The following is a 12,402-nucleotide window of genomic DNA, read 5'->3' on the forward strand; positions in this document are numbered from 1 at the left end:
CGCCGACCGCGGGTCCTGGTCGCAAGCGATGACGACAGCGTGAGCACGACGGCGGATCGGGTCACCCGGACGCGCCTGCCCGTGCGGGCGAGCCCCGTGACTCGAATCCGCCTCGTGCTTCCCTGCCCCTCGTGCCGAGCGCGCGCGGGGGCGCACCTCGATGGAGGACGCACGATGAAAAGAAGAATCTCGTGGTCGTTGGGCCTCGCCTTCGCGCTGGCCGCGTGCGGGGGCGACGTCCCCGCGGACGACGTGACGAGCTCGGAGGAGGAGCTCTCGCGTCCGCCGCCGTCGGCGGGCGCGTCGCCCAGCGATGTCTCGGCGCTTGCGCCGCAGCCGGGGCTCGGCGTCGCGGTCGCGCCGGATCGCGGTGAGCTCTCGGCGAGCCTCCCATTCCCGGCGCTGCCGACGCGCGCATCCTCCGATGCGGGGGTGGCGCTGTCGTATGCGCAAGCGCCCGTCGATCTTTCGCAAGGGTTCGGCGTGGGGTTCAGCCTGGACGTGCCGTCGATCGAGATGACGACCGACTGGGGCGTGCCCTACCGTGCTCGACTGAGCAGCTCGCAGGACGTGACGGCGCGCCTGTCGCTCGGCGCCGAGCGTCTGGTCTGGGTGAAGACGGAGACGGTGAGCGGCAAGACGAGGATCGAGTACCGGCTCGACGCCTCGGAGACGACCGTTCGACTTTACCGGGTTCCGCAGGGCGGGACCGTGGCGATGCGCGGCGCGTCGGGCGCGCTGGAGAGCGTGGCGTTCGCCGGGTTCGAGGTGGTGTATCCGGACGGCCGGCGGGAGATCTACAGCGAGGAGCCGACCGTCGCGGAGGGGGTGGCGGTGGCGTCGGGGTTCTTCCCGACGCGGTGGCCGCTCGTACACGCCATCTCGCCGACGGGCGACGCGGTGTCGTACGAGTACACGAAGGCGGCAGACCGCTCGTACCTGAGGAGCGTGCGGTTTGCCGGCGGGCGCTCGGTGTACACGCTGGAGTCGGTGCCGCGGGCCGACGGCCGGGTGAGCCACGTGATGGGCTATCCGCAGGGGCCGGGGCAGCTGTATACGAAGCTCGTGGCGAGCTTCGACGGCGAGCCGATGTACACGTGGTGCTTCGTGCACGCGGTGCGCGGCGAGACCGGCGCGGCGATCGTGACGCACCCGGATTGTCAGTCCCTGGCGAGCGAAGACTTCGAGCCGGACCGGCGGCGCATGGCGGCCGCGCTCAGCGCCGAGAGCAAGCTTCTGGGCGTGTATCGGTTCGGGCGCAGCCAGGCGCCCTTCGACCGGTTGACGCCGGCCGAGCCGCTGATCCGGCTCCGGCACACGGCGTGGGAGGCCGACGACGTCTCCGGCCACGAGCTGGTCTATGACATGGACGTGCCGGACGTCTCCGGCTTCGGTCCGAGCGGCGGCTCGGAGCTCATCGACATCAACTCCGACGGCCTCGCGGACATCGTGCGCTATTCGGCGCGCGAGGGGACGAGCGTGCCGTCGTACAACAGCGGGGATCTCGCCGAGGCGAGCCTGTTCACGCCGAGCAGCGCGCCGCTGACGGTGGAGCGGACGATCGGCGGGGTGTCGCGCCGCGAGGTTCCCCGGTTCGACGAGGCGGCGCAGTCGACGAGCGTGTTTCTCTCGGGCGACTTCGACGGTGACGGTCGAACGGACCTCGTGCAGGCGACTGCATCGGGGACGCGAACGGAGCTCGCGCACCATGCGGGCCGCGCGGACCGACAGCGACCGTTCGCCGCGGCGCCGAGCTCCACGGTGGTCGACGTCGAGCTCTCGCGGTTCGCGCGCGGCCGCACGCAGGCGGTGGACCTGAACGCCGACGGCAAGGCGGACCTGCTCACGACGGTGGCCGGGTCGACGGACAGCACGTGGACGGCGTTCATCAACGTGACGGAGCCTGGCGCGAGCGCGCTGTCGTTCAAGCCGCTGGTGGGGCTGACGTTCCCGTTCCGGCAGGGCGCCGGGACGGAGCTCGACAACCCGGCGTATCGCTTCCTGGACGCGAACGGCGATGGGCTGACCGACTTCGCGGTGATCCGGTCGAGCGGAGCCGGCGAGAAGGGCATCTGCGTGTACGAGAACCGGGGCCAGGTGGCGGCGTACCCGGCAGGCTCGTCGTCGGTGGCGAGGCTCCAGGCGGGAGCGCTCCTGTTCGGGGACCCGAGCGCGAAGGACCCGGTGTGCGCGCAGGGCCGGTTCGTTTCGGTGCCCGGGCTCGCGGCGAGCCAGAACATCAACGCGATGTGGCTGATCGACGTCAACGGCGACGGGGACATGGACCTTGTCAACGTGACGGCGGCCGCCAACGAGCTCGGCGCGTGGCTGGGGCAGGGGGAGAGAGGCTTCGCCGCGGAGCGGCGGATTCCGCTCGACGAAGGGGTGTCGGTCGATCCGGACAACAAGTGGAACACCCGTGTCCTGGACATCGACGCCGACGGCCTGGAGGAGATCCTCGTCTACGAGCCGAGCGCGGGCGGAGGCCGGATCAAGGTCATCGACTTCAACCGAGACGGGGTGAAGAACCTCATCGGCCCTGACCTCCTGTCGGAGGTGGAGGAGGGCCCCGGTCTGAAGCACGCGGTGCAGTACGCGACGAGCACGGACGAGATGATCCGCGACGCGCGCCGCTTCGGCCGGGACGACGCGCGGGTGCGGGCGCTGCCGTATCCGGTGACGGTGGTGAAGCGGCACCTGACGGCTGTGGGCGTCGAGGCGCCGCAGGTGCGCGAGCTCCAGTACCACGCGCCGTACTTCAACGAGCGGGAGCGCGACTTCGCCGGCTTCGGGCAATGCGAGGAGCTCGACGTGGGTGACGCCAGCTCTGCCAGCGTCGTTCGCCGGCGCGTCTACCAGGTGTCGTCCGTGGCCGCGCCGGTGAGGCGCTTCTTCGCCGGCAAGCTGCGCACGGAGGAGGTCTTCGAACCGCGGCTGACGAGCGCGCAGGCGGCGCGGATCGCGGCGGGCGCGTGGCCGAGCGGCATCGAGGGGGCGTCGCAGACGGCGGAGACCTGGAGCGAGGAGCCGTATGCGATCGAGGCGCTGCTCTGGTTCCACGAGGAGACGTGGGCTCTCGTTCCACCGGCGCCCGGGCCGAAGACGCCGGCATTTCTGCGGCAGACGAGCGCGCGGGACGCGCAGTGCAGCGGAAAGGGCTGCCCGCCCGCGTGCGCCACGGGGTCGTGCGCGGAGGCGGCGACCGTGACGCAGACCTTCACGTACGACACGACCTACAACCGGCTCGTCCGCCACGAGGAGTCGGCGCCCGCGGTCGCCGGGCCGAGCGGGACGGAGCTGCCGGCGCGGCGCTACGTGAGCACCTTCACCTACGACGCGGGCTGGGAGGCGCGCGGCGTGCTCACGGCGGTGCGGGAGCGGTCGCTGCTCTCGGGGGCGTCGGGGCGGGTGCTGGACAGGACATCGTACGACCATGGCCCCGACCTTCCACTGCCGATCCGCGCGACCCGGCCCCTCCTCATCGACGCAGAGGCGCTCGCCGCATTGCCCGCGGCGGTGCGGGCTCCGCTGGAGGCGCCGCGCACCCAGGTCGTGACGTATCGCCATGACGTCTTCGGCAATGTGGTGGAGACCTCGGACGCGCTCGGGCCCCTGGACACGAACGTTTACGACGCGACCGGCGTCTTGCTGGTCGAGACGCGGAACGCCCTCGGCCATGCCACCCAGTACTGCTACGGCGCGGCGGGCTGCGCGCTGACCGCGCTCGCCCCGCCCGCCGAGGGCGTCGTCCCGGCGCGGAGCATCTTGCCCACGCATGTCCGGACGCCGCAGGGCGACGTGGAGCTCACCGAGCGCGACGCCCTCCACCGCCCTGTCCGCGCGGCGCGCTCCAGCGGCGCGGAGGTCCGGGTCGCGTACCGGGACGCGCGCGCCGACGGCCCCGCGCTCCTCCGCCTCACGGAGCGGCGCGCGGCGGCAGACGCAGACGGCGCGCTCGTCGAGCGCCTCGTCGCCTTCCGCGCCGACGGCCTGCTCGTCGGCGAGGCGGTGGCGCACGAGGCCGGGGGCGCGCGCATCGTCTCGTTCGCCCGCCACGGTCGCCGCGGCGACCGCGTCTTCGAGGCGCTCCCGTATTCCAGCGAGGTGGGCATCGGCGCGGCCTTCGGCGAGGGGCGCTTCCCCTCGCCACCCGACGGCATGGCGCGCGGGACGAGCACCGTGGTCGACGGGCTCGGGCGCGCCGTCGCCAGCACCGACGCGGCCCGCCTCGTGACGCGCATCGCCCACGAGCCCTGGGGCCAGCGCGTCGAGAGGGACCTCGGCGCAGGGCGGGGAGCGGGCGTCGAGGCGCGCCTCACGATCGCGCGCGACGAGGACGAGGTCCACGCCGTCGTCGACGAGCTCGGGCACGTGCATCGCTACGAGCGGGACGAGCGCGGGGCCCTGCGCTCGATCGCGCTCGCGGGGGCCGCCGCGCCGCGCCGCGTGGCGTACGACTCGGCCGGCGACGTCGCGATGACGTCGCTGCCGGGCGGCGTCACGCGGCTGTGGATCCGCGACGCGCGCGGCCGCGTGACCGAGCAGCGCACCTGGGATCGCGCGTTCACCGCCCGGGAGAGCATTGAGGCGACCTACGACGCGCTCGATCGCACGAGCACCCTGTTCGCGTCGTCCTCCTCGCGCCCGGAGGGCTGGGACGAGATCACGCTTGCCTACGACGCGCGCGACGGCGAGCCGGAAGAGCCCGCGCTCCTGGGGCGCCTCGTCGGCGCGACGGTGATCGATCGCGTGGGCGGGCACCGCCTGGTCACGGCGTTCGAGTACGGTCATGACGGTCGCGTCACGGGCCGGCGCACGACCTTCGAGGCCGACGACGCGCGCCGCGACTACGACGAGCGGCTCTCGTACGGCCTCGACGGCACGCTCGCCTCGTACCGCGATCCGTTCGGCAACACGCTCGAGTTCGCGCGAACGCCGGGCGGCGCCCCCTCGTCGATCGCGTGGTCGGCCGGCGGGCGCGCGGCCGTCACGCTCCTCGCGGACATCGCTCACGACGCCCGCGGCGAGCTCGCGGGCTACCGCGTCCCGCCCGCGCGCCTGCACCGTCACATCGGCCACGACCTGAGCTCGGGGCAGCTCACCCATCTCCGCGCGTGTGCCGGCGACGGTCCGGCCCCGTGCGACCGCGGGGCCCTGCAGGACGTCACCTTCGAGCGCCGCGCGGACGGGCGCATCGTCACGGCGCGGGACGCCGCGCCCCCCGCGGGCCACGCCGGCGGCCAGGCCCCCCGCGTCAGCTCGATCATGTACAGCGCGCGCGGCGAGCTCCTCGGGGCGGTCGCGTCGGGCGTGGCCCACGCCTACGCGTACACGCCGTCCGGCCACGTCGACGCGTTCGGCGAGGGGACGGAGGCGCACCCCTTCGTCGGTGAGGCGGGGCGCGACGCGCTGCCGCTGCCAGACGGGGGCCAGGGCGAGCTGGACGAGCTCGGGCGGCTCGTCTCCTTCGGGCCGCTCCGTCGCGCCGCGTACGACCCCTGGGGGCGCCTCCGGCGCGTCGAGGTCGACGGCGGGGCGGTCGTTTACGGGTACGACGCGTTCGGCGAGCGGATCTCCAGGCGCGCGCTCCGTCGCGAAGGGGACCGCGAGGTCCCGGCGTCGCTCGTCGTGTATCCAACGCGGACCACGCGCGACGACGGGGTGGAGCGCCAGAGCCTCGTGCGCCTCCAGGACCGGCGCGTCGCGCTCCTCGTCAACGAGGCGCGCGTCTTCGGGCTCGTCGACGACCAGCTCGGGGCGGTGCGGCAGGTGGTCGACGAGCGCGGCGAGGTCGTCCTCTCGGCCGATCCGACGCCGTTCGGCGCGCTCGCTCAGGGCATCGAGGACAGGTCGTCCGGGCTCGACAGCACCGAGATGGTGTTCGGGTTCACGGGACAGCTCCGCGATCCTGACACGGGGCTCGTGCACATGGGGGCGCGCGAGTACGTCCCGTCGCTCGCGAGCTTCGCGACGCCGGACCCGTACGCGCTCGTGGATCCCGAGCTCTGCGTGACGCGCCTGCTCGAGTGCAACGCGTACGCCTACGCGGCGCACGATCCGATGAGCCTCATCGACGAGTCGGGCCTCGCGACCCGGTCGCCGACGGGCTCCTCGGCGCTGGCGCGGCCCCGGACCTTGAGCAAGCCCATGCAGGCGCCCCGCGGGCGCAGCAAAGTGGGCTCGTTCCTGAGGAGGTGGCTCCAGAACTACATCGACCACGCGGTCTTCGAGCTCAAGCACAGCGCCGATCCAACCCACTGGCCGATGAACAGGCCGGAGGCTGCGATGGATCGCGCGACCGAGGCTCCCGCCTCGTCGACGCGAGCGCGGCTCCAGACGCAAGCACGGCCTGGGCCGGGCCTGAGGCAGGCCAGGGAGAGGTTCGCCCGCGCGACATCCGGCCCGTTGCGCTGGATCGATCGGACGTGGCGCGTCGCGAGGCGGTTCGCGTCGCTCGGGCGGCGCCATCCAGGGGCCACCGACGCGTCGCTCGGCGTCGGCGTCGACCTGCGCTCGAACGGCGGCCGGAGCTGGGACGCCATTCTCAGGGCCGCCCGCGGCACGAACGGCGGTTAGCTTGGTTCATCGCAAACGGGGGCTTCCGTGCGGTCCTCGCCGCAGGAGCTCACCGAGTTCGACCTCGACCACGGAGCACGGCTGAAGCGCGAAGGAGATGCACGCCGATCCAGGGCGGTTGCCTCCGCGCGCCGGGCTCCACTACGCTATCGATGCTTTGATCGGGCAGACCGTCGACGGGAAATACCGGGTCGTCCGCTTGCTCGGGCGAGGGGGCATGGGCGCGGTCCACGAGGCCGAGCACGTCAAGACCGGTGAGCGCGTCGCGCTGAAGTGCATGGACGGAGCCCTGCTGCACCAGGACAAGGGCGGCATGGCGCGCTTCCGTCGCGAGGCGAAGGCGATGGGCGCGATCGACACCGAGCACATGGTCCGGGTGCTCGACGCAGGGACGGATCCGGGGACCGACGCGCCTTACATCGTCATGGAGCTCCTGGAAGGGGAGGACCTCCAGCACCTGCTCGACAGGGTGGGGAGCCTCGAGCCCGACATCGCCCTTCGCATCGCGGCGCAGGTCTGCCTCGGGCTCCAGAAGGCTCACGAAGCGCGCATCGTCCATCGCGACATCAAGCCGGCCAATCTGTTCCTCGCGCGGCGCGGGCAGGGCGAGATCGTCGTCAAGATCCCCGATTTTGGCATCGCCAAGATCAAGCGAGAGCCAGACCAGGGCGGCTCGACAACGGGCCTCGGCCGCTCCGGCGGGGTCCTCGGCTCGCCGCTTTACATGGCGCCGGAGCAGGCGCGAGACCTCCGCGACATCGACTACCGCGCCGACCTCTGGTCGCTCGGGTTGGTGCTCTACCGCGCTTTGGCGGGGAGGCTCCCGCACGAGCACATCACCGGCTTCGGCGATCTGATCATCGCGATCTGCTCGCAGACGCCGCTCTCGGTCCAGGCGCTCGCGCCCTGGGTCGGGCCGGAGGCGGCGGCCGTTGTGCACGGCGCGCTCAGGCTCCATCCCTCCGAGCGATTCCCCACCGCGGCGGCGATGCTCGACGCGATCCGCCCGCTCCTGCCCGACGGCTTTGCCCTTCGACAGGAGCACCTGGTCCCCGTCGGCGAGGCGACCTGCGCCACGAGGGCGGCGAAGCTTCAACGGACCGACGCCGCGGACGACACGCACCGGCGGCCCGCGCAGATCGCCTCGCACGGCGGGGGAGGGGACGAGACGATGGAGATGGACGCACCGCCGTCGAACGCCAGCACGACCTCGCTTGTCGAGCCATGGCGCCTGATCGTCAGACGCCCTGACTACGTCATTGCGAGCTGGCAACAGATCTTCTGTACGATCTGGCGCCGGGAGACGACCGAGGAGTCCGTGCGCCGCGTGAGCGACGCGTGCGCGGCGTTCGCAAGGCAACATCCGCGCGGCATAGGGCTGCTGACCATCGTGGAGGGCGAGGCCTCGTTGCCGCCGGCGCCCGCGCGCAAGGCGCTCGCGGGCTTCCTCGCGGAGGCGAGCGCGTTCATCCGGTGCTCTGCCGTCGTCCTCGAAGGGGCAGGGTTCCGCGCGGCGGCGGTGCGCAGCGTCGTGACAGGGCTCTCGCTCGTCGCCCGCCAGCGATTCCCGCACAGGGTGTGCGGCATCGAGGAGGCCGGGCGGATGTTCGCCGAGATGCTGCCCGCGGCCACGGGGATCGCCGTGAACGACGCCGCGCTCCGCGCGTCGCTCGACGAGCTGCGCGCGGCCGTCGGGCGCCGGTGAACCGCCCGGGGGCCCGAGACGCCTCGCCTTCAGGCGTCGAGGACCGACGAGGGCGCTCGAGTGGTCCACGCGACCTCGCGCTCGACCGGCTCGGCGCCCCACGTGCCGCGGGCGCAGCACGCGCTGCCTGTGTGCGTCTGCCCGCGGAGCGCATCCGGGTCCGCGTCGAACTCGCCGTAGGCCGCGGTCACCCACACGACGGCGCGCCCCTGCGCGCGCGCGGCGCGCGCCAGCCAGGCCACGCTCTGCGCGAGCTGGTGCGGATCGCAGTGCCGCTTCGAGAACGCGCCCCCCTCCGCGAGGAAGTCGTTCTGCATGCCGATGATCAGCGGCGCCGTGCGCGCCGGACCCACGGGCTGTGGCAGGCCTTCCATGGGCCTCAGTCTCGCACGGCGCATCTTCCATCGCCCACGCCCAGCGCCGCCGGCGGCGAGCCGCGACCGGCCGCCGCGCGCCGCGCGGCAGGAACCTCCGGCCCGCCCGGGTGTCGATCGCCCCAACCCACCGCCGGCGGCCCTGCGTCCAGGCCCGCGCCGGCGTTCCACGACCGGAGGCCCCCGTGCGAACTGCCCTCCTCCGCGGCCGCGCTGCGCTCGCCGCCCTCGTCGCCCTCGTCTCCGCGCTGTCGAGCTGCGCCGACAGCCCTCTTCCGCCCGCCGCCCCCGGGCCGCCCTCGATCGTGGCCGCCTCCGCCGCGCCGGCCGCGCCGTACGCGCCGCCCCTGGGCGCGCCCCGCCGCGAGGCCGCGCCGATCCGGCTCACCGCCGCGGACGGCACGGGGCTGCGCCTCGTCGCGCTCACCGGCCGCGCGGTGATCGAGGCGCCGCTCGCCTTCACCGAGCTCCACCTCACCTTCGAGAACCCCGAGGATCGCGTGCTCGAGGGCACCTTCAGCGTCACCCTCCCGCCCGGCGCGAGCCTCGGCCGCCTCGCCATGCGGATCGGCAAGCGCTGGCAGGAGGGCGAGGTGGTCGAGCGCGAGCGCGCGCGCGCCGTGTACGAGGACTTCCTCCACCGCAAGCAGGACCCCGCGCTCCTCGAGCAGGCGGCGGGCAACCAGGTGAGCGCGCGGGTCTTCCCCATCCCGCCGCGCGGCGTGAAGGAGATCGTCGTCGCGTACTCCCAGGAGCTCGGCCACGGCGCGCCCTTCACCGTCCCGCTGCGCGGCCTGCCCGTCGTGAGCCGCCTCGACCTCGAGGCCACCGTCGCGGGCGCCGCGGCGCCCGTCCACGCGCTCCACCGGAGGGACGCGGCGCCGGACGCCGATTTCGTCGTGGCGCCCGCGCATCTCGGCGCGCGGGGCGGCCTGCGCAGCGGCGAGCTCGTCCTCGCCCGCGTGGCCGCGCCGGTCGACGCGCGCCCCGATCCGCTCGCCTCCGCGCTGATCCTCGTCGACACGAGCGCCTCGCGCGCGCTCGGCCTCGAGGAGCAGCTCGACCTGCTCGCGGCGGTCGCGAAGGCGGTCGCGCGCGCGGGCGGGCCGGGCGCGCCGCTCACCGTCGCCTGCTACGACCAGGCCGTCGAGCCCGTCTTCGACGGCCCGGCCTCGGCGTTCGGCGAGGCGGAGATCCGGCGCATCCGCGCGCGGCAGGCGCTCGGCGCCTCGGATCTCGGGCGCGCGCTCCGCTGGGCCGGCGAGCGCGCGCGCGCCCGCGGGCAGCGGCGCGTCGTGCTCCTCTCGGACGGCATCGCCACCGCGGGCGAGGTCGCGCCGGGCGCGCTGCGGGCCGCCGCGGCGGCGCTGCGGGACGCGGGGGTCGAGCGGCTCGACGCGGTAGCGCTCGGCGGCATCCGCGACGAGGCCGCGCTCCGGCAGCTCGTCACGGCGGGCCTCCTCCGCGACGGCGCCGTGATCGACGGCGCGCGCGGCGCCGCCGAGGTCGAGCGGCGCCTCGCCTCGGCCACGCGCTCGGGGATCGCGGTGAGCGTCGAGGGGGCGCGCTGGGTATGGCCCCGCGCGCTCCACGGCGTGCAGCCCGGCGACGAGGCGCTCGTCTACGCCGAGGTGCCGGCCGAGCTGCCGGTCCGGATCACGGTCGACGGCCGCACCGCCGCGCCCGATCTGCGCGGCGTGGAGCGCCCGCTGCTCGAGCGCGCCTGGGCGCGGGCGAAGATCGACGGCCTGCTCGCCCAGGAGGCCCCGGGCGCCGACAAGGGCGCCCTTCGCCGGCAGATCGTCGACCTGTCGATCGCGCACCGGGTGCTGAGCCCGTACACAGCGCTGCTCGTGCTGGAGACCGAGGGCGACTACGCCCGCTACGACATCGCCCGGCGCGGCCTCTCCGACATCCTGACCGTGGAGGGCGGCCGCGTCGCCGTGCAGAGGCGCTCGTGGCCGCCGGCCGAGAAGCCGTGGGACGCCAGGCCGCCCGCCTTCCGGGGCGACGGCGGCTCCGCCGGTCCGGGCCACGGAGCGTCGGCCGGCGGGGGCGCCGGGGCTGCCGCCGAACCGGGCGCCGTGCTGCGGCCGCCGCCCGCGCCGCCGGAGCTGCCTGCCGGCGGGGGCACGGCCCCGAGCATCCGCGCGGGCGGGCTGGGGCTGAGCGGCGTCGGCGAGGGCGGCGGCGGCCGCGGCGAGGGCATCGGCCTCGGCTCGATCGGGACCCTCGGCCACGGCAGCGCCGACGCGCCGGCCGCGAGCGCCGCGCCGGGCGCGGGCGCCGGCCAGGGCTTCGGCAGCGGGAGCGGCCGCCTCGGTGGCCATCACCGGGCCGCGGCGCCGTCGGTCCGCGCGGGCGCAACCCAGGTGAGCGGCCGGCTGCCGCCGGAGGTGATCCAGCGCATCGTCCGCCAGGGCTACGGCCGCTTCCGCCTCTGCTACGAGCAGGGCCTCCACCGCGACGCCGCCTTGCAGGGCCGCGTCGCCGTCCGCTTCACCATCGACGCGAGCGGCGCGGTGGCGAGCGCGCGCGACGGCGGCTCGGATCTGCCCGACGGGGCCGTTGTCTCCTGCGTGATCCGCGCCTTCCACGGCCTGAGCTTCCCCGCGCCCGAGGGCGGCAGCGTCGACGTGCTGTACCCGCTGCAGTTCGCGCCGCCGGACGCCGCGGCGACGTCGGCTGCGCGCGCCGCCGCCGCGCCGCCGTCTCCGCCGCCGCCGCTCGATCCGTATACCGGCCGCTTCAAGCGGGTGCAGGACCTCCTCGCGCGCGGCGACGCGCAGGCCGCCGCGCGCGAGGCCTCTCGCTGGCGCGCCGACGCCCCCGGCGACGTGCTCGCGCTCGTCGCCCTCGGCGAGGCGCTCGAGGCCGCGGGCGACGCGCCGGGCGCCGCCCGCGCGTACGGCGCGATCATCGACCTGTTCCCTGCGCGCGCCGACCTCCGCCGCTTCGCCGGCGGGCACCTCGAGCGCCTCGCGGCCGGCGCGGGCCTCGAGCTGGCGGTCGACACGTACGAGAAGGCGCGCGAGCAGCGCCCCGACCACCCCACGAGCCACCGCCTGCTCGCGTTCGCGCGCCTCAAGCGCGGCGAGCACGCCGCCGCCTTCGACGCGCTCGCGGCGGGCCTCGCGCGCCGCTACCCGGAGGGGCGCTTCGACGGCGTGCAGGCCGTCCTGCGCGAGGACCTCGGCCTCGTCGCCGCGGCGTGGATCAAGGCGGACCCGGCGCGCCGCGCCGACATCCTGGCCCGGCTCGCGAGGGCCGGCGCCGCGCTCGAGCGCGCGCCCTCGCTCCGCTTCGTGCTGAGCTGGGAGACCGACGCGAACGACGTCGACTTCCACATCCGGGACGACCGCGGCGGCCACGCCTATTACGAGAAGCCGACGCTGCCCGGCGGCGGGCGCCTGTACGCCGACGTCACCAGCGGTTACGGGCCCGAGTGCTTCACGATCCGCGCGCCCCGGGCGCAGCGGGCCGGCCGGTATACCCTGCAAGCGCACTACTACGCGCGCGGGCCGATGGGCTACGGCATGGGCAAGCTGCAGATCGTCGATCACGACGGCAAGGGCGGCCTCACGTTCGAGGAGCGGCCGTTCGTCGTGATGACCGACCGGGCGTTCGTGGATCTCGGCGCCGTCGCGCGCTGACGCGGCGGCGCGCTGGAAGCATCACCGCTCCCCGCCATCACCGCCTGGAGCAACAAACGGGTTGAACCCGCCTGAAACGAGCAGAACTTCGAAC

4 protein-coding genes are annotated in these 12,402 nt (G+C 74.7%); 3 read left to right on the forward strand and 1 reads right to left on the reverse strand.

Annotated features, from left to right (window positions below):
• The first annotated feature begins 174 nt into the window (after positions 1-174).
• Both WMF24_RS44030 and WMF24_RS44035 read left to right on the forward strand, forming a co-directional pair.
• Entirely contained in the window at positions 175-6,576 is a 6,402-nt protein-coding gene (locus WMF24_RS44030) for a toxin TcdB middle/N-terminal domain-containing protein (protein WP_437733468.1), read from the forward strand.
• Between the two features lie 157 nt (positions 6,577-6,733).
• Complete coding sequence (locus WMF24_RS44035) at positions 6,734-8,281, forward strand: serine/threonine-protein kinase (protein ID WP_437733469.1); 1,548 nt, start codon at positions 6,734-6,736, stop codon at positions 8,279-8,281.
• Between the two features lie 29 nt (positions 8,282-8,310).
• Here WMF24_RS44035 and WMF24_RS44040 read toward each other — a convergent pair whose 3' ends face one another.
• The gene (locus tag WMF24_RS44040) at positions 8,311-8,655 is read right to left on the reverse strand and encodes an isochorismatase family protein (protein WP_437733470.1); all 345 of its coding nucleotides are present in this window, start codon (positions 8,653-8,655) and stop codon (positions 8,311-8,313) included.
• Positions 8,656-8,840: 185 nt separating this feature from the next.
• Between WMF24_RS44040 and WMF24_RS44045 the strand changes: the two genes are divergently transcribed.
• The gene (locus WMF24_RS44045; protein ID WP_437733471.1) at positions 8,841-12,308 is read left to right on the forward strand and encodes an AgmX/PglI C-terminal domain-containing protein; all 3,468 of its coding nucleotides are present in this window, start codon (positions 8,841-8,843) and stop codon (positions 12,306-12,308) included.
• The last annotated feature ends 94 nt before the right edge of the window (positions 12,309-12,402 follow it).

The organism is Sorangium sp. So ce1335 (assembly GCF_051521615.1).
Taxonomy (GTDB): domain Bacteria; phylum Myxococcota_A; class Polyangia; order Polyangiales; family Polyangiaceae; genus Sorangium.

Excerpts from the sequence above, each read along its gene's own strand:
- WMF24_RS44030 (WP_437733468.1), top strand. The coding sequence starts at position 175 with ATGAAAAGAAGAATCTCGTGGTCGTTGGGCCTCGCCTTCGCGCTGGCC.
- WMF24_RS44040 (WP_437733470.1), bottom strand. The coding sequence starts at position 8,655 with ATGGAAGGCCTGCCACAGCCCGTGGGTCCGGCGCGCACGGCGCCGCTG.